24 protein-coding genes, 1 pseudogene and 1 riboswitch are annotated in these 25,429 nt (G+C 38.7%); of the genes and pseudogenes, 16 read left to right on the forward strand and 9 right to left on the reverse strand.

From position 1 onward, the window contains the following. Positions 1–544: 544 nt before the first annotated feature. On the reverse strand, positions 545–1,324 hold the full coding sequence (gene minD / locus QUB80_RS04335; protein ID WP_289788269.1) for a septum site-determining protein MinD: 780 nt from the start codon (positions 1,322–1,324) through the stop codon (positions 545–547). Positions 1,325–2,240: 916 nt separating this feature from the next. Between minD and QUB80_RS04340 the strand changes: the two genes are divergently transcribed. Together QUB80_RS04340 and QUB80_RS04345 are read left to right on the forward strand one after the other, a co-directional pair. Further along, positions 2,241–3,443 (forward strand): AAA family ATPase, encoded by a 1,203-nt coding sequence (locus QUB80_RS04340; protein ID WP_289788270.1) that lies wholly within the window; start codon positions 2,241–2,243, stop codon positions 3,441–3,443. 24 nt (positions 3,444–3,467) lie between these two features. Continuing rightward, positions 3,468–3,887: a bis(5'-nucleosyl)-tetraphosphatase gene (locus tag QUB80_RS04345; protein WP_289788271.1), complete on the forward strand. Its 420-nt coding sequence runs from the start codon at positions 3,468–3,470 to the stop codon at positions 3,885–3,887. Positions 3,888–3,950: 63 nt separating this feature from the next. On the opposite strand, the gene QUB80_RS04350 is transcribed toward QUB80_RS04345, so the two are convergent. Next, a complete protein-coding gene (locus tag QUB80_RS04350; RefSeq protein WP_289788272.1) occupies positions 3,951–4,214 on the reverse strand; it encodes a PQ-loop repeat-containing protein in 264 nt (87 codons plus the stop codon). Between the two features lie 236 nt (positions 4,215–4,450). Beyond that, a complete protein-coding gene (psb30, locus tag QUB80_RS04355) occupies positions 4,451–4,573 on the reverse strand; it encodes a photosystem II reaction center protein Ycf12/Psb30 (RefSeq protein WP_016873729.1) in 123 nt (40 codons plus the stop codon). Between the two features lie 180 nt (positions 4,574–4,753). Between psb30 and QUB80_RS04360 the strand changes: the two genes are divergently transcribed. Then, positions 4,754–5,119, forward strand: coding sequence for a YkgJ family cysteine cluster protein (locus QUB80_RS04360; RefSeq protein ID WP_289788273.1), 366 nt, complete (start codon positions 4,754–4,756; stop codon positions 5,117–5,119). A 187-nt stretch (positions 5,120–5,306) separates the two neighbouring features. On the opposite strand, the gene QUB80_RS04365 is transcribed toward QUB80_RS04360, so the two are convergent. Beyond that, positions 5,307–5,471, reverse strand: a complete 165-nt coding sequence (locus QUB80_RS04365) for a DUF8639 family protein (protein WP_289788274.1) — start codon at positions 5,469–5,471, stop codon at positions 5,307–5,309. Between the two features lie 65 nt (positions 5,472–5,536). Here QUB80_RS04365 and QUB80_RS04370 point away from each other — a divergent pair, with 65 nt between their 5' ends. After that, positions 5,537–6,598 (forward strand): L-histidine N(alpha)-methyltransferase, encoded by a 1,062-nt coding sequence (locus tag QUB80_RS04370; RefSeq protein WP_289788275.1) that lies wholly within the window; start codon positions 5,537–5,539, stop codon positions 6,596–6,598. Between the two features lie 152 nt (positions 6,599–6,750). Here QUB80_RS04370 and QUB80_RS04375 read toward each other — a convergent pair whose 3' ends face one another. The 3 genes from QUB80_RS04375 to QUB80_RS04385 form a co-directional block, all read right to left on the reverse strand. After that, on the reverse strand, positions 6,751–7,539 hold the full coding sequence (locus QUB80_RS04375; protein ID WP_289788276.1) for an MGMT family protein: 789 nt from the start codon (positions 7,537–7,539) through the stop codon (positions 6,751–6,753). A gap of 204 nt (positions 7,540–7,743) precedes the next feature. Then, positions 7,744–7,899, reverse strand: a complete 156-nt coding sequence (pirA, locus tag QUB80_RS04380; protein WP_289788277.1) for an arginine synthesis PII-interacting regulator PirA — start codon at positions 7,897–7,899, stop codon at positions 7,744–7,746. A gap of 27 nt (positions 7,900–7,926) precedes the next feature. After that, a complete protein-coding gene (locus QUB80_RS04385; protein ID WP_289788278.1) occupies positions 7,927–8,082 on the reverse strand; it encodes a hypothetical protein in 156 nt (51 codons plus the stop codon). A gap of 34 nt (positions 8,083–8,116) precedes the next feature. Then, positions 8,117–8,176: riboswitch (Glutamine riboswitch) on the reverse strand. A 549-nt stretch (positions 8,177–8,725) separates the two neighbouring features. Here QUB80_RS04385 and QUB80_RS04390 point away from each other — a divergent pair. After that, positions 8,726–9,118 carry a TMEM165/GDT1 family protein gene (locus QUB80_RS04390; RefSeq protein WP_289788279.1) on the forward strand — a complete coding sequence of 131 codons (393 nt, stop codon included), beginning with the start codon at positions 8,726–8,728 and terminating at the stop codon, positions 9,116–9,118. A gap of 15 nt (positions 9,119–9,133) precedes the next feature. Next, positions 9,134–9,418: a TMEM165/GDT1 family protein gene (locus tag QUB80_RS04395; RefSeq protein ID WP_289788280.1), complete on the forward strand. Its 285-nt coding sequence runs from the start codon at positions 9,134–9,136 to the stop codon at positions 9,416–9,418. Positions 9,419–9,462: 44 nt separating this feature from the next. On the opposite strand, the gene QUB80_RS04400 is transcribed toward QUB80_RS04395, so the two are convergent. Beyond that, the gene (locus tag QUB80_RS04400) at positions 9,463–9,951 is read right to left on the reverse strand and encodes a DUF4149 domain-containing protein (protein WP_289788281.1); all 489 of its coding nucleotides are present in this window, start codon (positions 9,949–9,951) and stop codon (positions 9,463–9,465) included. Between the two features lie 297 nt (positions 9,952–10,248). On the opposite strand from QUB80_RS04400, the gene QUB80_RS04405 reads away from it, so the two are divergent. Continuing rightward, positions 10,249–10,827, forward strand: a complete 579-nt coding sequence (locus QUB80_RS04405; RefSeq protein ID WP_289788282.1) for a DUF2808 domain-containing protein — start codon at positions 10,249–10,251, stop codon at positions 10,825–10,827. Between the two features lie 22 nt (positions 10,828–10,849). Here QUB80_RS04405 and QUB80_RS04410 read toward each other — a convergent pair whose 3' ends face one another. After that, positions 10,850–11,056: a hypothetical protein gene (locus QUB80_RS04410; protein WP_289788283.1), complete on the reverse strand. Its 207-nt coding sequence runs from the start codon at positions 11,054–11,056 to the stop codon at positions 10,850–10,852. 307 nt (positions 11,057–11,363) lie between these two features. On the opposite strand from QUB80_RS04410, the gene QUB80_RS04415 reads away from it, so the two are divergent. The 9 genes and pseudogenes from QUB80_RS04415 (at position 11,364) to QUB80_RS04455 (ending at position 25,393) form a co-directional block, all read left to right on the forward strand. Continuing rightward, positions 11,364–11,609, forward strand: a complete 246-nt coding sequence (locus QUB80_RS04415; protein WP_289788284.1) for a hypothetical protein — start codon at positions 11,364–11,366, stop codon at positions 11,607–11,609. A 183-nt stretch (positions 11,610–11,792) separates the two neighbouring features. Then, complete coding sequence (locus QUB80_RS04420) at positions 11,793–12,659, forward strand: SGNH/GDSL hydrolase family protein (protein WP_289788285.1); 867 nt, start codon at positions 11,793–11,795, stop codon at positions 12,657–12,659. A 425-nt stretch (positions 12,660–13,084) separates the two neighbouring features. Beyond that, positions 13,085–13,474, forward strand: a complete 390-nt coding sequence (locus QUB80_RS04425; RefSeq protein WP_289788286.1) for a hypothetical protein — start codon at positions 13,085–13,087, stop codon at positions 13,472–13,474. 237 nt (positions 13,475–13,711) lie between these two features. Beyond that, positions 13,712–15,154, forward strand: coding sequence for a deoxyribodipyrimidine photo-lyase, 8-HDF type (locus QUB80_RS04430; RefSeq protein WP_289788287.1), 1,443 nt, complete (start codon positions 13,712–13,714; stop codon positions 15,152–15,154). A gap of 196 nt (positions 15,155–15,350) precedes the next feature. Next, the gene (locus tag QUB80_RS04435) at positions 15,351–19,397 is read left to right on the forward strand and encodes a DUF2157 domain-containing protein (RefSeq protein ID WP_289788288.1); all 4,047 of its coding nucleotides are present in this window, start codon (positions 15,351–15,353) and stop codon (positions 19,395–19,397) included. A 57-nt stretch (positions 19,398–19,454) separates the two neighbouring features. Next, positions 19,455–19,568 (forward strand): annotated as a pseudogene (locus tag QUB80_RS04440) (DUF2887 domain-containing protein); the annotation flags it as partial. 194 nt (positions 19,569–19,762) lie between these two features. Next, complete coding sequence (locus tag QUB80_RS04445; protein WP_289788289.1) at positions 19,763–20,164, forward strand: tetratricopeptide repeat protein; 402 nt, start codon at positions 19,763–19,765, stop codon at positions 20,162–20,164. Between the two features lie 46 nt (positions 20,165–20,210). After that, on the forward strand, positions 20,211–24,680 hold the full coding sequence (locus QUB80_RS04450) for an O-linked N-acetylglucosamine transferase family protein (RefSeq protein WP_289788290.1): 4,470 nt from the start codon (positions 20,211–20,213) through the stop codon (positions 24,678–24,680). A 137-nt stretch (positions 24,681–24,817) separates the two neighbouring features. Then, on the forward strand, positions 24,818–25,393 hold the full coding sequence (locus QUB80_RS04455; RefSeq protein WP_289788291.1) for a transposase: 576 nt from the start codon (positions 24,818–24,820) through the stop codon (positions 25,391–25,393). Positions 25,394–25,429 lie beyond the last annotated feature (36 nt).

The raw sequence follows: 25,429 nt of genomic DNA on the forward strand, positions 1-25,429 counted from the left end.
AACAGTTAGTGAAATTGAAAATTTAATAGCTAAATTCAACTATTGTAGTTGACGCGAGCTAAATGGAATTATGCTGGACATTTGACAGTGGCACTCTGATATCTCACTCATAAAGCAGAACAAAAAATGAGCGATCGCATTCACCAGAGTATTCAAAGGTGATAGGTATCAAAACCACAAAAGATAGGATGATCACGAAACTCTGACTTTGTTCTGGATTGAGATGGTGCGTCGTTATCTGGCAGTTAACAATAGACAAAATTAGCTATTGCACCTGAAAACAAGCTCATTGATAGTTACAACAATAAGCTCTTCCACTGCAATACTACAGTCGAGATTTATTGATATCTCCGCAAGCTAGAAGTAGATGGGTTGAACCTGACTTAAAACCTTTGGTTGATATTCAGCCTTCCTCAATTTAGGTATGCATACGCTCTGTAGAGGCAAGAAAGAAACTTGCTCACCAAGTCTGCGTGCAGCAGAAGTACTTGCACAACAAGTACCAAAAATCCCCAACTGACAAGTAAAAAAGCTAGATGGCTTGTTATGCGAAAAAATTTCCCAAAGTTAAAGTCATATCCTGACTTTGCACATCTGGTATTTGTTGTAGATTGCGAGCGATTTTTTCAAAAGCAACGGCAGCCCCCGATTTACCTCCCGTTAAGACTAAAGGTTCGCCACGATTAGTGGAAACAATCACGCGCTCATCGTCGGGAATCGATCCTAACAGGGGAACTGCCAAAAGTTCTTGAACATCTTCTACCGACATCATATTAAAATCCCGTACCATTCCAGGTCTAATACGGTTAACTATTAATTGAATTGATTTGATGTCTTTTTTGTCTTCTAGCAACCTTATTACACGGGCTGCATCACGCACTGAGGAAATTTCTGGTGTAGTAATAACTATCGCTTCGGTGGCAGCAGCGATCGCATTATTAAATCCCATGTCAATACCGGCTGGGCTATCCAGTAGTACAAATTGATACTTCTGTGCCAAATTGCTTAAAAGTAACTTTAGCTGCTCTGGATCTACTGATTCTGTGGCGCGTTTATGTGCTACTGGCAGAAGTACTAAACCGGGTTGCCGTTTATCTTTCACTAAAGCTTGTTCTAAACGGCATTCTCCAGCTAAAACATCAAACAATGTGTAAACTATACGTTTTTCTAGTCCTAGCAGCAAATCTAAATTTCTCAATTCAAAATCAGCATCAACCAATGCCACTTGATAGCCCATTTTAGCTAGAGCCACACCCAAATTGGCTGTCACTGTGGTTTTACCCACACCGCCTTTGCCCGATGTAATGACAATAATGCGAGTCATGATAGAAATTTACTCTATTGGGACAAGGGCTAGTACCCCTAAATATTATCTCTACCAGGAACTTAAGTACTAACCATCACAAAACTAATTAATTTTAACATTTTCCGCGTACATCACTTTTGCTAACTTAGATACAGTATTTCCTAAATTCATAACTAAATTGAAAACATACAGAGTTGACTGTTACTTATCAACTGACGCTATTAATTTTGAGTTATTATAAAAATTTTATTATTTCTTTAAATTAAGATGTAATGAAGTATGCATATCAGCAATACTTGTACAGCGAGGTACGAAACTTCAGTCTCAGACATCTTGCTGTGAGGTATTCTGCTATGTGTACTTTGGGCAATTTTGAATGGGAAGTTAAGAATTTACAATGATTTGACGCGTATAACAGCTTGTATTATAATATATTACATAATACTATCTTATTAACTCCAAATCAGGCAATCACTCTAGTACAGGCATCATGCCGATCATAAAAATGTCTTTTCCATACATCCCTATTCTCCTACACTCAATTTTGAGGTGAGATTCCATTTAAAAATTTATTAAAATGATTAAGACGAAACAACTTGTATCACGCATACATCAAGCATATATAGTAAAAGAGAAATTTCTTTTGTTCTAATGCAATCAGCTTGTAGATACCCGATAGAACAACTGGGGTGACATTATTACAGAGTAGAATAGCAAAAAAGGCACTAAGAACCACTAAAAACCTGGAATGTTAACTTAGAAGTGGCTGTGCTACTCAAGAAATGTTTATTACTCACTCATAGATTTCTTGCAAGTGATAGATGCATTACTCTGGCGGCTTGCACTTAAGTAGATTATATTACATACAAACTTTACCAAAAGCGGGTAAATCTTCTCTAAAACACGACCTCATTACCGCTAAATTAATCAGAATATGGAATTTGAATATTTTAGAAATAATGAAAGCTCTCCTATAAATAATAATCGTCAAAGCCTACTTACTAGTGGTTGGCGGCCTTTTCACCGAGAATTCAATTGGGAGTTTTTAGGACAGCTGGCGTTTAAAGACACACAAGAGCTAACTCAAAAAACTTTAAATCTGGCAAGTAATATCGCGGAAACTTTAGGACGTAATCATTACACTTGGTGGGCAAATTTATTAAATATTGCTTCCGATAATACGCGTTACGAAATTGAAAAATTCTGGAATTATATTACGCCAGATCCACTAGCACCAGATTACCGTTACAAGGATATTCTGAGTACAGAAACTCCGATTGTGCAATTTGTAAGTCGTAATAGTATTCCCATTGATTACGTTCTAAATCGACTACAAGAAATCGCTGTAATGCGAGTTTTGCAGTTGCTAGGACGTCCTGATATTATCACTCAATATTACTTAGAAAGAGACTTGTATTTTCCTGTCGAAAAATTTGTAAGTTGGGAACGCTTAGATGTTATAAACACAGTTTATGGTTATTGGTCTCAAGAGGATATTTGGTTGCAAATTGATTCCTACGAACGAGGGCGACGGCAGTATACTTTGATGTCAAAAGATTTATCACCATTAATTAACAAAGCAACTTATGATTTAGCAATTATGCTAAGTGGATATCAAAGCCGCGTTGGTAAGGTTTACAATCAATTTTCTATTCGCTGTTTTCCCGAAGATATTCAAAGTTTTAGTGATGCTGTACAGCAAGCAGTTCTCAATCAAAATCAATTAGCAGTTTTAGTACATGGCGAACCAGGAACAGGTAAAACAGCATGGACGCAAGCAGTTGCCAAAGAAGTTCTTGTACCGCTTGGATACGTAATTTTTATTTTAGATCATGATGCGATCGCTAATTTTGTACCACCCACATATTTAGAGCGAATTTGCATTATTATTAATGAGGCTGATAATTTAGCCCAAAATCGTGCTAGCGAAGTAGCTCAATACAGCACTAAAACCGAACATATCTTAAGTTTACTGGATGGTACCTTATACCAAAGCGTAATTGATGATTCTGGTATTCAAATCCGGCAACGATTAGTGGTATTAATGACTTGCAACACAACAGAAAGATTAGATCCAGCCATGTTACGTAAAGGTAGAGTTGATTTGATGTATGAGTTCACCCATAAATTTGTTTGAGTAATAAAACCACAGACTAGAGAAATGCAAAAGAAAAAATCCTGTGGTGTAATTGTTATGCGATCGCAGCCACAGATGAGTTTTTTGCTACTGTTGAAACCAAACTCCTACGATTTGCCAAAAGGTAACATTGAACCAGGAGAGGATGAAATTAGTTGTGCATTACGTGAGTTATTTGAAGAATCTGGAATTACAATTAATGATATCGAGTTAGATGAAAAATTTCGATTTACTGTCACTTATAGAATTCGTCACAAGCGATTGAAAAATAAGAAAAAAGAAAAAACTGTCGTGATATTTTTAGCTTGGCTTAAGAACGAAGTAAGTGTAAAAACTAGCGAACACAGTGGCTACATATGGATGGTTTGGAATCCACCACACATAATTCAACCAAAAACCATCGATCCACTACTAACGGAATTAGAAAACTACCTTTACGGATAGTGAAGTTTTCAGGAATTTCTTTTAAAACATTTACTTTACCCAATCTATAAAACTTGTAGAAGATTATTTATTTCTAAAATATACTCCTAATAGTGTTACGGTTCCACAGGTAATAAAGCTAATTAAATTTCCATACATTAAAATCAAATCATTTTGGTAATAACCATAAAGAACACCATTCAATTGAATTAGATTAAAGCCAGAAAAAGTAATTAAAGAAACATTTTTGGCACTTCTAGTTTTTAGAATTCTCATGGCTTGTGGCACAAATAAACTAGCATTAATAACAAAGCCTAAGCCAAAGAAAAAAGTCACTAATTCTTTCATGTTGAAAGTAAGCTATATGCCAGAAATCAAGTATAAAGATTGTCACGATTATTACTAATAGTTAATGCTTCCACTATGCATGACTATAAAGCTGTATACGTTATTTAACGCCAACAATAAGGAGTTAGTGTAGAGAAAGTAGCGTTACAATATTTAATATCTTGCTCAAAAAATCCCAAATAATATAGCCCACATTAGCGGGCTATATCTACACAGATGAAAAGCTAAACTTGATATTAAAGGTCGCCGCCGCGAAAAGCCAGTACAAAAATCACCGCAGGACCAGCTAACATAATCAAGGCTACAAACAGCAGCTGGAAAATAACTTCCCAATTAATGCTTGTTAAAGCTTCAAACATTTTCCCTCCCAGTTGACTTAAAACTATTTGTCACTCAATTGTCAAACCCGGAATTTATCATATCCGGCGATCGCCTATCAAATTTAATTTACTTAACAAAATGATAACAAACAATATACAAAACTAAAATAGGACTGCGCACTAGCTCATCACCAACAAATAAAAATCAAGGTTTAAACAATGGCTACTTGGCAATGTGTAAAGCAATGTGGAGCTTGCTGTCATCTCGATCCAGCATACCGCCCAGACTTGGATGAGTACTTATCACCACAAGAAATGGAACTCTACCTGAGCATGGTAGGTGAAGGAGGATGGTGTGTAAATTTTGATCGCATCACACGCGAATGCCGTATCTACGCACATCGCCCGCGTTTCTGCCGTGTAGAAACGGAAGTGTTTGAAGATATGTACGGCATTTACCCGGAAGAATTGAGTAATTTTGCAATTGAGTGCTGTCAACAGCAAATCGAAGGCGTTTATGGCGATCGCAGTTTAGAAATGCTGCGCTTCAATCAAGCCGTTGGTTACATATATAAAGAGTGTTGACATAGACGCAGGGTAGTTGCCTATTCTACGCCAAGCCAGACAAAGCCCGTTTAAAGAAGTCGCTATGCGCTTACCAAAGACACCGACTTATCTTTGACAACTGATGCCGAAGTTTCGTTATCAAGAAACAAAGCAATAGTAAACGACTTAAACCACAAGTGTTTGACTTTACAAGCACGCTATTCCCTTAGTAGTCGCTATCAGCCACACACATCCCTTTACATTTAATACCATTTGTAGCGGTGCGCTGACAATGAGAACATAGAACTTTTTCGTTTTCTGTTTCTTGATTTATCTTTATACTAGTGCTTTCCGTCAGCAAGTCTTTTTCGGTTTGGTGTTTTACACTCATAATATATAGAGAAAATTTTGACTGTTTACATTTTACCGAAGAAGAAATCAGAATTCATAACAACAATGGTGATAAATTCTCATAGCAATTCACAACTTACCTCGGATATCTCAACTTTGAATAAGCGTATAGCCAAGCCAAGTTCTGACTTCTACTCTATTTTTTCAGAAAAAGAAGTTTTAGGAATAATTCATGCATTAGAAGATAGACGAGAGATACCTCTCAAGTATTCTTATAAAGGTAGGGGTGCCAAAATTTGGGATAATTTTTATCTCAAATATGCTCTTCCTAAATGGTATCGAACATCAAATGTGGAAATTGACCTTTTAAAGCAGAATTTTACATTAATTATTGATAAGTTCCAAAATTGCCAAAAAATTAATGTTATAGATGTAGGCGCAGGAAATTTATATCCTGTGAAACAATTTATTTACAGACTGAATGAATTGGGTTTAATCAATAAATATATTGCTTTAGATATTAGCGAAGATTTACTTAATATATCGAATGCTAATTTTAAGAAGTGGTTTCCCACAATTAAATTTGCCAGTGCTTTAATTGATATAGAAGAGAGTTGTATACCTCAAAGTCTGTTGGAGAATCAAACTCAAGTTGAAAATGAATATATGGCAAAAATAATTTTGCACTTGGGTGTGACAATGGGAAACCATCAAAATAGAACCAAAGTACTCACAAATTTGAGAAATAGTATGCAAAAGAATGACTTTCTAGTCTTCACTAACGAAATTGGTTCCAATTCTCAATGGGATGGCAGTGTGAGAGGTGGCAGCAAATACCATGCAGAACAAGTATATAGATGGATTCAAAACCAACTTGGGATTAAATCTGAAGATTGTCAAATTTTAAGAAAATATGATTCAGAAACAGATAGTCTAGTTGCTAATATGCAAATCCTGAGTAACTACACTATATATTTTAACTTTATGACCATTAATCAAAATATTGAAATCTCCGCAGGTGAAGAAATAACTATTTGGAGACATCATAAGTATGAAATGCCTGAACTTTTGCAAGAAATAGAAAAAGCTGGGTTAGAGCTTGTTCACTACAGTACTAATAAATACTTATCACATACTATGGTAATTTGCCAAATTGCTAGTAATTAGTAATCAGCTTTGAAAATAAATTCAGATAGTTCATAGCAACATATAGAAACAGAGGTTAAGCATTTAAGTCATTGAGGTTAATTACGAAATCAGGCTATTGTATGGCAGTATAGTTATAACGATTAAATAATTAACCAAAAAATTTTCCATGTTTAACTATTTAGATAGAGAGTTGTATCTTTCCATAAATACTCTTTCATATCTACGTAATATTTATTTTGAGTATGAGATACATCTATCTTACATAAAACCTTAATCCCCTCAAACTCTAATTTGTTTTTCTGACCAGAAATATATGTTAACAAATTACCTTTAGAATCTAATATTCTATGTATTGGATAATTAGCGACAGAGGTTTTTTTAATGTACATAGGAATAGCCCGCATATAGCTATTATTTACTCCTATCCCTTTAACAATCTCTTTATATGTCACGATTTTCCCATTAGGAACTTTGATGATAAAATCTAGAAAGCGTCTATAAGGATTTTCAGATAACATTGGAAACTGATTAATTTGGATTTTAAATTTACTGCCAGTTTGTATTTTACCCGATGCGATAACTACACCCAAAATTCCTCTTTTATATTGAATACTTTTTAATGATTCTACTAAATGAGCTATGCGTTTACACGGCTCGCAGTAAAAAGTTAAGCGAATTGCAGCACCGCTTTCAAAAGTTATCAAGGAGCCAGGTACGAACTTCTCAGATTGTATACCTGTAATCACAAGATTTTCTCGTAACTCACCTGGTTTAATTGAAAATTCTAAAATATCTTCATATCTGACAAGTAAGACTTGCCTGGGACTGATAGGATTAGCATTAATATCTCCTTTTATGCCATGACCTACTTTTAAGTTTAATTTTGTAAGTTCTAACATTGCATCATCTTGTTTTTGCTTAGTAAAAAGATGTAGTATACAGCCATATTCACTAGACATAAAATATTTTGCTTACTCCAATAACATTTAATTAATATTTAATAATGTATTGTATCTAAGCACTAGAAGCTCCAAAGTTACCATGCCGAGAGAGCAACTACGCTTCCAATAACAAACCGCCAGGGCATACTACCTCTGGCGGTTTCATTACATGATTTGGATTTAGGGAAACAACACCCTGGCGCAAATACTACTACCTAAAAGCTAGTTGTAGTATCTCTTTTCTGCTTCTAACTGATGAAGCAAATTTTCATCCCCTTTGACTCTAGCAACTTGTAAACGATGTTCTAAGCTCTTGAGGATGTTACTACGATGGATGTCAACAGCTGTTTGCAAGCGTTGTTGTGTATTCCTTTTCATGACTGTTTCTGACACCAATATTCAGACTTATGAATCAATCCCCAACTCTGATGCTGCCCGATGCAACATTACTTGTTGCCGATTTTGCAGCTTATGGCGGCTTTGACTCATCAACAAACGAGCTTGTGCGCTGATTAGCCCAGATTTATTGTCAGATTGCATTTCTAGATAATTTGATTTCATGTCGCCTCTTTCTTTCTGATCTACCGTTGAATGAGGCGCGTTCCTTCAGGTCATTTTTCCTTACTTCCGTCTCTCAACACGAGAGATGAACGATTTATCCTTCATTTATAATATACGATTGTTGTGATAATTTTAGCTTCCATCCTCAGAGGGAAAACCGTAACTTTCTTGTAAGGATTTACCCCAACTAGTAGAGTTTCACAAAAAATGGAAGAAATGATTAGGTAATTTTATTTCACTGGTGGATGTGTATAAGTCAAAATCAAGAGCCATCGCCAAGTTAAGCAATTATAGATAGTTAAACGAGAGTTTAAGGTATGCGTATAAGCATTCGCTCGTCTGTGCTTTCAATTTTCAACTGCACCTGCTGGACAATAGTAGATACTTCCGCTCATTCTATGGGTTGCTCAACCTATGGGAAAACTCTTGGTAGCGTTATCTGAACTTATTACAATTCCAAACAGTTTAGGGACTCTAAAATACTACGACCTTTTTATAAACATTGAAGCGAGAGTGAGCAAGCTGCTCAACTTATGGAATACATCACAACAAACAAGAATTAATCATTCCGGGGTTGCAATCTGTAACAAAAATCTGAGAAAATGAAAAGAATATGAAAAACCTCTAGAGCAAACTACTGCCTGTGAAACTTGATTCTCTACCTGTGACCATAGCCAGTGTATCTCAGCCTCCTACTCAGCTAGAACTAGAAAGCATTTCAGCATCACCTACAAGTGTCGATTGTCCTCCCAAGCAATCAGTTGTAGCTATTTTTACCACTACCTTCATTACTATTTTTCTAGCAGAAATTGGTGATAAAACCCAGCTATCGACTCTACTGATGAGTGCAGAATCTAATTCACCTTGGGTAGTATTTATCGGCTCGGCAGCAGCATTAATCACTACTAGTCTCCTGGGTGTAATTTTAGGTAGTTGGATCGCTAGCCGCCTTTCTCCGAAGACGATCAACAAAGCTGCCGGAGTGATGTTACTGCTGATTTCCCTGATGCTGTTTTGGGATGTAGTCATTAACTAAGGCAAAGGATAATTTATGGACTGGCACCTTTTAGGATTGAGTTTTATCACAGTTTTTTTATCAGAGTTAGGCGACAAAAGTCAGTTAGCTGCGATCGCGCTTTCAGGGCGTTGTCAGTCTCCGCGAGCCGTGTTCTTTGGTACAGCCACCGCATTACTTTTGACTAGTTTTTTGGGAGCTGTCTCTGGAGGAGTCGTAGCAGAATTATTACCTACGCACTTATTAAAAGCGATCGCTGCTGTCGGGTTTGCGATCCTCGCTTTGCGTCTGCTGTTTTTTGACAATGAAGCATCTGAATGATTATTTGTAGAGACGCACTGCCGCACGTCTCTACACATTCTTCTCTACTGCTGCCGCCAATACCAACCCAAAAGCGTACCACCTGCTACTAGCTTGATTACTTCCAATAGCCAGTAACTGCCGTGCAACATATTCATATTTGTTGGGATTTCTGCTGCTGCCTGAAATAGATTTAATTGCAATCCAATGGCAGACATTTGCGGAGTTAACAAATATGTATCAACAAGCGTTATCAACAACAATAACACTGATAAAATCAGGCTACCACTACGCCAGTTAGATTGATATTTGCCGAGAGCTAACACACCAGTTAAGACTAAGCCAGCAGCTAGTAATTCAATCCGATTAAAATTCCAAAAAATTACATAGCCTGCTGTCGCAAAACTTGCTTGTGTCATCATGCCAGAAATATACAGACTAGGCATAATTACCCAATCTAAAATTAGGCTAGCACTCAGCCAGAAGCCCAGAGTCAACATGACAACAGATTGCCAGATCGGACGCTTGAATCCGAAGCTAGAAACAGTATTCATAACTAATAAATAATTGCTGGAGTTATATTCTTAGTTTCTTACTTCACAAATCATTTTGACAACAAATTTCAATTATCTTTATACATTGCCAGTTGGCGATGTATAAACTAAATTCAACAGGCAAATTATACACGCTGTGATTTATATTGCCATATGCATATTAAAAATATTTGCAAAGATATAAACAATAGCAATAAAAATAAGTAATTGTTACGCAATCAAATCATTACAATTAAATCATAAACACCAACTTTGAGCAGGCTTTTAGTCTGCCCTAGCTCCAAAAGGTATAGAACCATGCGCTTTGGAGTTTTATTTAGTACAGCATTAGCTTGGGTAATTGCATTTGAAAGTTACGCTACCCTAAGCAGCCAAGCAATTCAATTGCAAAATGGCACAGTATACTTCGCCCAGCCTCCACGTCTTGTAGAAGCAGCGACTACATACCAAGACACGTATGTATGGGGTGCAACGTACTACTTTACTATCAGCTTGCCTGGGAATGCCGGAGAACCGCTACAAAAAATAACGATTAATCAACGCGAAGGAGTTGACTATATTCGTTTTGATCGAGAAGATACTTATGCCTTTGAAGGAACGCGTCGTAAAAAAGGTCAAAAGCTGAAACTAAAAGATGTGACAAGCGATCGCAAATCCCGTACCCTATCGCTGACATTCGATCCGCCTATATCGCCAGGTAGAAATATTACAATTGCTCTTAAACCTGTGCAAAATCCTATGGTTGGTGGTGTTTATTTATTTGGAGTTACTGCCTACCCCGCAGGCGAAAAATCGTACGGTCAATTTCTTGGTTTTGGACGATTACAATTTTACAGCCCCAGTATCGACTCGTTGAGATGGCATCCTTGGTGGTAATTCTTCATTTCATATCAAGTAATTAGATGGCACCAAAGGTAACACCCTGTTGCTTGAGCCACTTACGGTATGCAATCGAATAGCGATCGCTGGGTAAATGTACTTCTGCTTGTAAGTCTAAAGGTAAGCGTCGGGGTTGCTGAAACTCGACAATAGCTGTATCTTGACTAGCAACTTGATTTTGAACATCTAGATAGGCTTCCATGCTAACCAATACTGCGCTACGCACTCCTCTTCATCAACCGACGTAATTGTAAAGTCTTGCCAGGCTAATACTTTATCGCCATTGTGCCAGAGTACTAAATCCGTGCCTAATAAGCGCTTACGCAGGACTTTTCCAGGTTGGAAGTATGAGGCGATCGCCTCATACTTCTGGTAAAAGCCCGTGCGTAAAATTTGTTAGTAAATCCTTCTCAAGTAGCTAACCAAATAACTCTCAAGAAGGGGGTCAAGCAGCTTGTATTCAGGAGAATATTGACCTATAAACCAAAAATATTGTGTCCTTTATATAGAAAAACAGGAATTTTTAAACAGCCATGAAACCTCAACATAACCTAGAACAGTTGACTCTTTATTTAACTCAAACTTTAAGTGAATACGAGGTAATTCCAGCTAACTGGGGTTGGCATATTCATAAAGGGGATAAGTACTGCGGACATCTGGAATATCAAAAAATCAAGGGATGGCAAGGTCGTGCATTTTATTGCCTTCCCAATCAATTAAAACAGCAACTCAAAAATTTTGCACACTCAAGTTATTCAATTCGTTCTGCCACAATTTAATCTGCTTTTAGTTTCAGTAATTAAAGACAAATTTTGTCAAAGGAGGAACGCTCATTGAACAGTCTCCACACCAAAAATAGTAAAAGATATTTCATATATTTATCAAGTTAAATTTTAAGTAATAGCCCTCATCCATCCTATAGGAAGAGGGCTTTGAGATTTTGATGACAATAAACTTGAATAATGAAAAAACTGATTTTTTTAGTAGCACTTACTTTCGCAACTTTAATTATGGTTGTAATTGCATCTCATACACAGGGCTTGAATTATTCTAATAAAATAAATGAACTTTATGTGTTTGGTGACAGTCTTTCTGATATTGGAAATAGATTTAAAAATACTGGACGAGTTTCTCCTCCTAGCCCTCCTTACTTTCAAGGACGTTATTCTAATGGCCCTGTTTGGGTAGAATATCTTAGCTCTAATCTAGGGCTAAACAATAAGCAAATTAATAACTTTGCTTATGGTGGTGCAACTACACTAAACAGCACTGTTAATGACATTCCAGGTGTGTTAGCACAAGTTTATAGTTTTACGAAAGCTCATCAAAAGGTAAATACTAATGCTCTTTATATTTTATGGGCTGGTGCGAACGATTACCTTTCAGGTGTTGCCGATTCTACTGCTTCAGTTTCTAATTTATCAAATGCAATTCAGTCTCTTGTCACCGCAGGAGCAAAAAATATATTGATAGCGAATTTACCAGATTTAGGCAAGCTGCCAGTCACACGAAATAGCCCCTATTCTAGCAGCCTTAGTTCTGTGACGAGCGCTCATAATCGTGAATTGGCTAAATCTCTGAATTTTCTCAGCCAAAAGTTAGACAATGATACTCACTTTATTGAGCTTGATGTTAGTTTATTGTATCGAGAAGCGATCGCAAATCCAGCCAAATTTGGTTTTACAAATGTGACAAGTCCTTGTGTGAACAATTTTGCCGTCTGTGACAATCCGGATGAATTCCTATTCTGGGATGATATTCATCCGACTACTGTTGCTCATAGAATATTAGGAGAAGCAGCTCTAAAAGAACTAAAGATAGCATATTAAGTAGTTAGGCAAAATTAAAGTTATGGGTAGAGGCAAGGGGACAGTATAAAGCCTGTGTCATTAAATTTGTTGATGTGCTTAACTTTTTTATTCAGAACTTCCGCATACTTAAAGAACAACCCAGACACAGAATACTCTAACCTGTACTAAAGGCTTTTGGATTTGAAAACACACCCTAACCCCCAGTCACTTTAGATTGTATGATCGCACTATCTTCGGGTAGCGTGAGAGCAGTATTGCTACTATGACTTTACCTGCAACGCAATCACAAAACCGATAACTCTGTACTGGAATAAAATTGTGGCAGGCTGTAGTTAAAAACATGATGGTTAAATTGGATGCAAATAGTTACCCTGATGCACCTTTAAGTGTTAGAAGCCAAAATTTATATTAGGTATCCAATTAATTTTGAGAGATGTAATTTTATGAAAAGCTTGCTCCTAAATTTGTTTGCTATGATTGCGATGTTTGGTGTAACCGCAACTGCCTATGCCAACCCAGCGAATATCCCTTCTGTGAGAGGTTCAAGTGATCGCGCGGCTTCCTTAATAACCCAACCTGTCACCATTAACAGTAGCTGGGATAATGTCATCTATCGAAACAATAATCTACAACAAGCCGGACGCTCAATTTCGGTATTACGCCAGCAAGAATGTCAAAATATCATTGAGCTAATTACAGATCCAGCTCGGATCTTAAAGGAATGCGAAAATAAAAAAAATAACCAAACTCCTCAAAATACCCAACAAATTGATTATTTCAAGCCCCCCAAACAACTGGATTCTGGTGTTAACGTAACAGTTACGCAATTCTAATTAGCCTAAAAGGGTACTGGGTATCGGGAATTGGGCATTGTCCCTCTGCACCTGAAGCCCCTGAAGCTCCTCTTCCCTTCTGCCTCCTGCCTGGTTGGTGAGCCTAGCGATGCACTGAGCTTGTCGACGTGTCGAACCACTGCTATCTGCCTTCTAGCGGAAAAATTTTTCAATAGACAGATACTAATTGCTACTATTAGCTCTAATCTAGTACAAGCGAACTAAAAATAAAATTTAATGTCTGACTTAATTCTGTTTTGGCATCGACGCGATTTACGCATTTCTGACAATACAGGGCTTGCGGCGGCGCGGCGGCGGAGTGCAAAAGTTGTAGGTGTGTTTTGCCTCGATCCAAATATTTTGGAACGAGATGATGTGGCTCCAGTTCGAGTGACTTACATGATAGGTTGCTTGCAGGCACTTCAGAAAAGATATGCTCAAGCTGGTAGCCAGTTATTAATACTTCACGCCAACCCCGTGCAAGCAATTCCAGCATTGGCTGCGGCATTAGATGCCAAAGCTGTATTTTGGAATTGGGATGTAGAGCCCTATTCTCAAGAACGCGATCGCGCCGTAATAGAGGCTTTGAAAGAAAAAGGTATCGAGTTTCTAGAAAAAAACTGGGATCAACTGCTGCATTCACCAGCAGAAATCCGCACTGGCTCCAATCAACCTTACACTGTTTACACTCCCTTTTGGAAAAATTGGAGTAGTAAAGCGAAGGCAGAGCCAGTCAAAAGTCTGGAGAATGCTGAAGGATTAACAGAAATAGAAAAGGAAAAAGCAAAAGTTGCCGGAGCGATTGAATTACCTTCAGCTCAAGAATTAGGATTTATTTGGGATGGGGAATTAGCAATTGTACCAACAGAAGCAGCAGCACAAGAACGTTTAGAGGAATTTTGCGCCCACGCCATCGATGAATATCAACAACAGCGAAATTTCCCAGCAACTGACGGTACATCCCGATTGAGTGCAGCTTTAAAATTTGGTGCGATCGGCATTCGTACTGTTTGGCAAGCGACACAACAAGCTTTAGAAAACAGCCGCAGCGAAGAAACAGAAGCTAGCATCCGTACCTGGCAACAAGAATTAGCATGGCGGGAGTTTTATCAACACGCCATGTATCATTTTCCAGAATTAGCAAAGGGTGCCTATCGCGACACCTTCAAAAACTTTCCTTGGCAAACCAATGTAGAACACTTTCAAGCTTGGTGTGAAGGTAGAACTGGCTATCCGATTGTTGATGCAGCCATGCGTCAACTCAATGAACTTGGTTGGATGCACAACCGTTGTCGAATGATTGTCGCTAGTTTTTTAACTAAAGACTTGCTGATTAATCCCCAATTGGGAGAAAAATATTTCATGCAGAAACTAATTGATGGCGATTTATCTGCTAACAATGGCGGTTGGCAATGGAGTGCTTCTAGTGGCATGGATCCTAAACCTCTACGTATTTTCAATCCTGCCAGTCAAGCACAAAAATTTGATCCAGATGCTGAATATATTCGCCAGTGGCTTCCGGAATTGCGTTCTATAGATACAGAATATTTAATAACTGGTAATATTACACCTTTGGAACGTCAGGCTGTTGATTATCCTGCCCCCATTGTGGAGCACAAAAAGCAGCAAAAGCAGTTTAAAGAGTTTTATCAACAGCAAAAAATTCAGCCATTGGGATAATTATTTAACAGTAGAAATTATTAAATTTCTTGTGGGGTTTTACTTCTGCCGTCTGCTCGATAAAAATTGGACGTCTACTTTGAAAGGAGGTATCAACAAAAATTAACAGCAGTCGGCGGCATAAGTGGCACAAATAGACTGAAAAGATGCTTAAAGAAAATGATGATTTAAGTAACAAGCTTTAGGGCTGCTATTTATGTCTTCTCCACTTGAGCGCTCCATCAAAATTGAAGTCAGGTTACCATCGCAGCATCCGCAGTTATTACAAGGACTCGATATCTGGCTAAGTTTGGGGTTAATATCCGATGCTCAAGTAAGGCAACTATGCCGAGAGTTTCTTGTTTGTAGCGTCATATTAGAACCTCGTGTTGAATCTCCAGACGTGCAAGGAGCTTCTCAGAGGGTAGCAGAGAAAACAACTGTCACATCTGACTCACTACAGCCATCTGTTCTCCCTGGGAAACAAAAGCCGTCACCAGAGTTGGCAAAACCCAATCTTTTCACAGAAATATTGCAGTCATTGCTATCAGAATTGAGCGTCCGTTGGCTGCTATTTTTAGGTGTATTTCTAGTAGTGCTGTCTTCCGGAGTACTCGCTGCTAGTCAATGGGAGAAGTTTCCGGCTGCGGGGCAGTATGGCGTTTTGTTCGCTTATACTCTAAGTTTTTGGGGGTTGAGTTTTTGGACAGGCAAACAGAGTAATCTTAGACTGACGACACAGACATTGCTAACAGTCACGCTTTTGCTAGTGCCAGTGAACTTTTGGGCAATGGATAGCTTTGGGCTGTGGCAAAATCCCGTGAACTGGATTGTAGTAGCGATCGCCTCTTTTTGCCTTACCGCGATTACAGTCTTAATTAGCAAAAGTCGATTGTTTGCTGCTCATTTGCCTAATGAAAATTTTCGTCTGGCAAATATTCTCGGACTGAGTTATCTACACTGGGGTTGGAAACTATCAGGTTTTCCCTTAATTGCCCTTTATTTGGCAGTGGTGGGAACTAGTCTTATCACCGTTTATCAAACTCGTTTAGCACGACAAAGAAACAGGCAGAGTGGATTAGGTATGAATTTACCTGCCTCTATAGTGATTTATGCCTTGCTTGTGTTGCTAGTCAGAGGGATTTTTGTTGCCCATGTAGAGATTACGCAGTTAGGATTAGCTATTGGCATTTGCGGTTGGTTGGTGGCTTGGTTGACACAGCAAGCAGAGGACAAGGGGAATGAAGAAGACACGGCGACACGGAGACACAAAGACGCGGAGAGGGTGTCTGATAATTTCTCCATGTCTTCACAGACATCTTTACGTCTTTCTGTGCCTTGGCAATTCATTGGCGGTATTCTCTTATTCCTTGGTTGGTTGGTTTCTGTAATCACTCATCCCTGGCAAGCAATAGCTGTTAGTGGCTTAAGTTTGTGGTTTTTTAGCCGTCGCTTGCAGCGCTACAATCTCCAACCTGATTTTGCTGCCATCTTTGTCATTGGCTTACAGACGATTTGGTTGAGTTGGCGGTTAGTACCTTCTGAATTACAAAAATCGGCGATCGCTACTGCTACTCAACTCACCAATTCTCAAAATGAAGCTTGGGCATTACTAAGTATTGCTTTATTTCCTTACGTAATTTTGATGGTTGCGCTGACAGAATTGCTGCGTCATTTTGGTAGAAGGGAAGTAGCTAAGTTTGGCGAACTACTAACTCTATTTTTTGCTTCTGTTTTAACTACGATCGCCTTGGTAAATCCTGTACTGCGATCGCTAAACTTACTTTTTTCGACAGCAACTCTAGCAATAGTCACTCAGCGCCGCATTTATAAGGACACGGGGACATGGAGACAAGGAGACACGGAGACAAAAAACTTTGGTGCCTCCCCTCATTCCTATGTCCCCGCGTCAACAAATCTTCCCACGTTGACATATCTCACTCATATTACAGGAGTACTAACGTTTTGCTCGATAGTTGATTGGTTGTTCCCCGGCTTACGTAATGAACACTGGGCAATGATTTTGTTAGCCGTGATGGTAGGAGAGTGGCTATTGGGCATTGGCGATCGCTGGTGGCGGCGTAGCGGTTGGCATATTGGTTTAGGGCTAGCTGTAATTAGTTTCCTTTTACTCTGGGTAAATGCTGATTTAGCTTGGAGAAACTATGGTGCGACTAATGCTAATTGGGGACTAATTTGGTTAATTACCCCTATGACTCTGACGAGAATTGCTAGTCGCAGTTCTGGAAATCAACGCAATACTAACAGCATATTAAGTGTTTTGGCATTGGGGCTTTCCCAATTGCTAACTTTACCGCTACCCCATTTCAGATTAATCAGTCTAGCTGTTGCTGCGGCTTTAATGTTCGTTAATACTAATTATTTCCGATACAAAGCATATGCAGTCATTACAGTAGGATTCGTTCTCAGTACTATTGGAACCCTGTTGTGGGAGGGTGTTCCTGGTTTTCCGAAGCTGTCTGGGCAGAGGTGGTTTGTAATAGGTGCGATCGCTATCCTGGGTTTATGGCTAACTCGGAAATTACTGCAACAAAGAAGCAACGAATTAGCAACTATCTATGCAGATGCAACAGATAAGTGGGCGATCGCATTATGCAGCGTAGAGTTATTGAGTTTAACGCTGCATTCTGTGTTAGTTTATATGCAGCTTGCCACCCCAGGATTGTTATATTTAGCTGCTGGTGCTATTACTTTGGGGGCAATTGTTTATCGCAGTTGGGGAGAGGCGACAAATTTTGCCTTTTATGGCATCGGTTGGTGTTTGGAATTACTAACCGCCGAGTTAATTGGTTTTGGCAAACCTTCAATCATCCACATAGCGATCGCAAATATTGGTTTGGGTTTGGTAACTCAGCTGTTTGGAGAGTGGTGGCAAAGGCGACACCGCTTAGAAAGGTTACCGAGCAGCTTTCACATTCTACCGCTCATGTATGGGGGCTTTAGTTTGGTACTGCGTTTGCACACCTTTACCGAATGGACAGGTTTGGCTTCTTTGGGCGTAGCTTTAATTGCGATCGGAGTGGGGCGGCGTCGCCATGAATTTAAACCTCTGGTTTACCTGGGGCTTATTGGCATCTCGATTTCTGCTTATGAACTTTTGTTCTATCAAATGTTACAAGCTTCAGGAGGAGCATGGGGTGATGGTTTAATTGCCATGTCTGCTTTAGGCACAAGCATCATGTATGCCTATCGCATCCTCTCACCTTGGTTAAGTAGCTATTTGCGCTTGAGTACCGAAGAACTGAAAACAATTGCTCATCTGCACTGGGCTTGGAGTAGCTTTTTATTAATAGCAGCGATCGCAGCACCCATTCAAGTGAATCGACTTGTGGGTTTAGGAACAGGGATATTTTTGATTCGCTATGCCATCTTTCAAGGAAGATATCCTGTTGAGAGAGAAGAATTCCCCGCGTCAATCATTACCCCCGACGAAATCTGGGTTTACCTGGGCTTGCTCGAAGTAGCTGCAATGAGGATTTATTGGCGCGAGACGGCAGTAGGGCAGTTATTTGCTGGTGCGCTTGTACCTTGGAATGCCGCGATCGCCTGTGTAGTTGCCTATTTTCTTTACATCTTACCGTGGGAAAGCTGGGGTTGGTCGAAACGCCCTTGGCAAGTAGCCGCATCCATCTTACCACTGGTACTTTTGTGGGAAACCAGACTGCAAATTTACTCAATTACTTTGCTATTAACAGCTGCGTTTTATGTGTTCTTAGCAAAGATGAGCAATCAATTCCGCGTCACATACTTGAGTGTGGCATTAATTAATTGGGCAGTTTTTCGCTGGTTTTATGACTTGGGCTTGACAGATGCTTTATGGTACGTGAGTGCGATCGGCTTATCGTTATTATATGTTGCCCAGTTCGATCCCCAATTGAAACTATCGGATATGAAAGCATACCGTCATTACTGGCGTTTACTTGCTAGTGGTTTGATTTGTGGTTGGGCGATTTTATTCCATCAAGACACAGCCCTGATACCGGGAACTTTCAGCCTGATTGCGATTTTTGCCGGATTAGGTTTGCGAGTGCGGGCTTTTCTTTACGTTGGTACAGCCACCTTTTTCATCACAGCCTTTTACCAATTAGTCATTTTTAGTTTGCGCTACCCATTCTTCAAATGGCTGGTTGGCTTAGTAGTGGGTATTATCCTCATTTCCATTGCCGCTAACTTTGAAACCCGTCGCGCCCAGCTAAGTTCTATACTTCGTAGTACTAGCGATAAATTTCAAGATTGGCAGTGAAAACATCAACTACCAAGTAAAATCAAAAGCTATGGCACAAACCCCATATCGAGCAACGTGAAAACAGATACGATATTTTATCGCTTGTTCCAAAGCTTTCCCAGTATTTTCTTTGAACTGATTGACGAACCACCTGAAACAGCGATCGCCTACCAATTCTCATCGGTTGAAGCCATTTGCCACATTCTTGTTACCGCTGTTAAAACTACGTAGATATAGCCTATTCATCTTTACATTCAGAATCGGCTTATGAATTTGGTGTGAAAAAATTTACTCATAGATGATAGTTCTTGGATAAGAGTGGGTACTTTTATAACAGGAGGCTTGCTGATACTTAAGTATTTATCCGCAGCAAACATTCAGATATGGCTGGTTCTGGGGAAGAATACATGATCGCTCGCCACAAAAAGTTAGAGCGGCGAAAAAAGATAGTAACCTGGATATCCTTTGTGTCTTTCTTTGGTTCTACAGGCTTTGCAGCAGTTTCTGCACTTGTACAGGCTATTCAAAATCCACCACAAGCTCAAGTTGCGTCTGCTGCGCCATCATTGCAGCAACAGGCACAAGGATATGAGTTGGTGTTACAAAGAGAACCAGAAAATAAAGTTGCTTTGGAGGGGTTAGTAAAAATACGGCTACAGTTGCAGGATGCGAAAGGTGCGATCGCTCCTTTGGAAAAGTTGGTGAAATTGAGTCCTGAAAGGCAAGATTACAAAATGCAATTGGAGCAGTTGAAGAAAGAAGTAGGGAAAAGCGATCGCTATTAGGGTTGTCAGTTTAATAAATATCTAAATCCTATCAGATAAAATATTTATGGTAAGCAATAATACATTAAAACTACATCTTGGATGCGGAGGCAATGTCAAGGAGGGATATCTGAATGTTGACCAATATTTTTCTGCTCAAGATATCATCCAAATAGATATTTTTAATATTCCTCTTGAAAATAATTCTGTAGATGAGATTTTTACAGAGCATATGTTAGAGCATCTCAGTAAGTATGAGGTGCCGATAGCCTTGAAAGAATGGGCAAGAGTGTTAAAGCCTAGTGGAAAATTGGTAATGAATTTACCAAATCTTGAGTGGTGTTTACAGCAATGGTTAATCAAACCGGAAGAAGAGCGTTGGGGTTGGCAATTAGATACTATTTTTGGTTTGCAAACTCATCCAGGAGAATTTCATAAAACTGGATTTACGAAACCTCATTTGTCCCAATTACTGAAAACAGCAGGTTTTAGAGAAATTAATATTAATGACTATTGGTCTCATGAACAAAGTTGTTTTTGGGTCGAAGCAAATAAAGGTGAGCAGATAAATGAAAAAGAAGAAGTGCTAAAAAATTCTTACAATTTTTCTGATGTAGCAATAATTAATGCTAACACTCACAAAATAAAACAATACTTAAAAACAAATTTTATCAGTATAGTTGTACCTTGGTGGGATCATAGTGACTTGTTAGAGATATGGAAACAGAACTTGCAATATTTAGGAAATTTAGAAATTATCTTTGTAGATAATGGCAGTCAATTAACAGGGAAATTAGAATTACAGGAATTTTGTAATCAATACAATATTAAGCTGATCCGTAACGAGGAAAATCGGGGTTTTTCTGCGGCTAATAATCAAGGTGCAAAAGCTGCAACAGGAGAATACATTCTATTCTTGAATAACGATGTAGAAATTTTAAATTTTCCATCTCAATTATTGTGTGCCTTAGCAGGGAGTGGCATCTCCGGCCCTGGTTTCATGCAAAATGAGCTAGGCGAAATATACATAGAAGGATGGGCAATGTGCATCAAAAAATCTACTCTAGAAGCTTTAGGAGGATGGTGTGAGGATTATGGTCCGGGCTATTGGGATGATGTAGATTTATGCCATAGAGCCAGATTAGGGGGATATTCTCTTACGCCAGTTCCTGATCTTCACAGATGGATGCAACATAAACAAAATACTACAGGTAGAGATGGACGACTAAATCAGATAGCATTACATATTCGTAATCGAGGAATTTTTGTTAAAAAGCATTATTCATTACATCCAAAAATCGTTGTTGATGGTGTATTTTTCCAGCTTTATCAAACAGGCATTGCTCGTGTCTGGAAATCATTACTAGAAGAATGGGCAAACAACAGCTTTGGTAAGCATATTATCGTACTCGATCGCGCTGGAACTGCTCCCAAAATTCCTGGTATTAGGTACCGTACAATACTGGCTTATGACTACGCAAACACTGATGCCGATCGGGAAATGCTACAGCAAGTTTGCGATGAAGAAGATGCAGATTTATTTATCTCTTCGTACTACACTACTCCTACTACAACACCTTCTGTGTTCATGGCATATGATATGATTCCAGAAGTAATGGGATGGGATATGAACAATCCCATGTGGCAAGAAAAACATCAGGCTATTCAACACGCATCTGCTTATATAACAATTTCAGAAAATACAGCACGTGACTTGGCAAAGTTCTTTACAGATATACCTCTAGAGTCTGTTACTGTAGCTTATTGTGGAGTGAAAAGGACTTTTTCACCAGCAAAACCTGAAGAAATTAATACTTTTAAAACAAAATATGGTATCTCAAAACCATACTTTATCTTGGTTGGGCTAGGAAGTGGTTATAAGAATAGTATTTTATTCTTCCAAGCTTTTTCTCAACTCGCGACTAGCTATGGATTTGATATTATCTGTACTGGCAGTGGAGGTGTATTAGCACCAGAGTTGAGAACCTACACATCAGGCAGTACTATTCATATGCTGCAATTAGATGATGAGGAATTAACAACAGCTTATTCTGGTGCTGTGGCATTGGTTTATCCATCTAAGTATGAAGGTTTTGGCTTGCCAGTGCTTGAGGCAATGGCTTGTGGTTGTCCTGTTATTACTTGTCATAATGCCTCAATTCCAGAAGTAGTAGGAGAAGCAGCAATTTACGTCAAGGATGATAATGTACAAGAATTGGCAAATGCACTTTGCGAGATGCAAAAGCCTAGTATTCGTAATACCTTAATTACTGCTGGTTTAGAACAAGCGAAAAAGTTTTCTTGGTCAAAAATGGCAGACGCTGTAAGCACAGTATTAATAAATACTACACTTGCGCCTCTAAATTTAAAAGAAATAAATTTAATTATTTTTCCTGATTGGTCACAGCCAGAAGAATCACTCAGTTTAGAATTAGAACGAGTGTGGATAAACCTTGCAGCTCATCCTGATAGTAAACACATTACTCTACTTATAGAGACAAGTAACTGTGATGAAAATTATGCCGAAATGTTGTTATCTGCTATAAGTATGAATCTTCTCATGCAAGAAGATTTGGATGTCAGCGAAGGATTAGAAATTTCTTTAGTGGGACAGTTGGGTGATATCCAGTGGCAGGCTTTGCTACCTAAGATTAAAGCCAGAATTATTTTGGAACAGGAAAATAAACAAGCTGTAGCGCTAACAAAAGCAGAAACTCTTCCCTCCTATAATTTAGAAAATTTTTGTGATACACCATCTGGACAGTTTTTTTTTGAGTTGAGTCAAACATTTTTCCAACAGGGAAGATGGCAAGAAGCAATTAATCAATATCAAAAACTGTTAGCAATACAACCAGGGGATCCAGAAGATTATTGGCGCTTAAGTGAGTGTTATCGACAGTTAAACTTGGTAGATAAAGCTTTTGTAATTCTTCAAGAAGGAATTAAACTTTATCCAACAGATGGAAACCTTCATTTCTCGTTAATTAAGAATTTGCAGCAGGCTGGACGAATTCAAAATGCTATCTCTAGTGCAATTACAGCTTCAAATATATTACCTGATGATTACACTTTTAAAATTTACAAACATTTAATAGTCCCCATAATCTATGAAAAACAAGATGAAATTAGTTTTTATCGGAAACGATTTATACAAGGATTGCAAAATTTAATTCAAGAAACATCTCTAAACACTGATGTAGAGAAAAAGTATGCTTTGGCAGGTATAGGTAGCCTCACAAACTTTTATATTTCCTATCAAGCTCAAAACGACATAGAGTTGCAACGCCAGTATGGAAAGTTAGTACATGAAATTATGGCAGCTAACTATCCTCAGTGGGTTACTCCTGTATCCATACCTCCCCTTAAACCTGGTAACAAAATTCGTATTGGCTACGTTTCAAATTATCTCCATTCTTACAGTGGAACGCTGTGGTTAACTGGTTGGTTGCGCTACTGCGATCGCAACTCCTTTGAAATCTACTGTTACTATACAGGAAACTCACCAGATTTAATTACGCAGCAATTTCAAGCTCACAGTGATGCTTTCCACCACATTCCCCATAATTTAGAAGCTGTTTGCCAACAAATCATAGCCGATCAACTGCACATTCTTGTCTATCCAGAAATAGGTATGGATCCGCCAACCATGCAAATAGCAGGTTTGCGGCTTGCACCTATCCAATGCACTGCTTGGGGACATCCGGTGACAACTGGCTTACCCACAATTGATTACTTTTTATCTAGCGAGTTAATGGAATCTGAAAATGCACAAGAACATTACTCAGAAAAATTAATTCGTTTGCCTAACATTGGTGTATCTTATCCGAAACCATATATCCCACCAATTATTAAAACCCGCTCAGATTATCAACTACCAGAAGACGCAGTTATCTATCTTTGTTGTCAAGCGCCTTTCAAATACCTGCCGCAATATGATTTTATTTTGGCAGAAATCGCTTGTCGGCTTCCCCAAGCAAAATTTCTATTTCTGCGTGGTGGTTTACTCCGGGAACGTTTGAACCGCGCCTTTACCACAGTCAATCTCAAATACGAAGATTACTGCTTATTTCTCACCATTCCGGAGCGGTTAGATTACCTGATGATTAATCTACTTTCCGATGTTTATCTAGATACTTTTACTTGGTCTGGAGGTAATACTAGCCTAGAAGCGATCGCTTGCCATCTTCCTATTGTCACCTGTCCAGGGGAATTTATGCGAGGTCGCCACACTTACAGTTTCCTGCAAATGATTGGAGTGACAGACACCATCGCCCAAAATGAAGCAGAATATATCGATATTGCTGTCAAATTAGGACTCGATTCAGCTTGGGGAAACAGCATTGCAAAAAAGATGAAAGAGCGTCACCATCTTCTTTTTGATGACAAAGTATGTGTTGAAGGTTTAGAAGCTTTCTATAAACAGCTTGTTGAAGAATCTTTGAAAAAAAGTTCTAGTAAGCACAAAGAGTGCTTACAAAGCTTACAAAATATATGTACGAATATCGTAAACTCACGCCAGAACAAAAAGCTGAACTAGTTATATCACGTTCGTGACAATGCCCATAATAAAATAACCTCACCCGCCTACGGCACCCTCTCCTTAGTAAGGAGAGGGTTGGGGTGAGGTAACGCAGGAATTAAGAGTAATTTAGCGGACATCATATTAAAGAGCGCTTGAGTAAAGGCTATCCACACCATTCCCCACCACATCCAGTTAAAGATAAATCTTTTTACCTGCTGATGGTAGCCTGTTACGAACATAAACATCATATGCAATCTGAATCTCGCCGTCAGCAACTGCTAAATATGATATTTGATAGATTTGGTAGTAGTGGAAATGAAGAAAGCAGCACTAAAGCGCTTACTACGAACATAAAAATTTGTGCTTGGGTTGTTTTGCCCAATCACTATTATCTACTAGTTCATCTTGTAAATTTTAATGTTTTAAGTGAATTATTTCGTGGAATTCATGGTTTTACTGCTCGCCAATGGAATCTTGAAGACAATATTACTCAGCGAAAAATTTGGTACAGATGGAGCGATCGCGCTATTCGCTCTGAAAGACATTACTATACAACTCTTAATTATATTCATTACAACCCAGTCAAACATGGTTTTGTGAAATCACCTTATGACTGGGTAGAAAGCAGCGTTCACTGGTATTTAAAAGCTCAAGGAAGGCAATGGCTACGTGATTCTTGGGTTCAATATCCAGTACAAGATTATGGCAGCGATTGGGATAACTTTTAACGTTCTAAGGTTTGTATTAAGCACTTGAGTGCTTCC

Origin of the sequence: Chlorogloeopsis sp. ULAP01 (assembly GCF_030381805.1) — a bacterium.
In the GTDB taxonomy this organism is placed as follows: domain Bacteria; phylum Cyanobacteriota; class Cyanobacteriia; order Cyanobacteriales; family Nostocaceae; genus Chlorogloeopsis.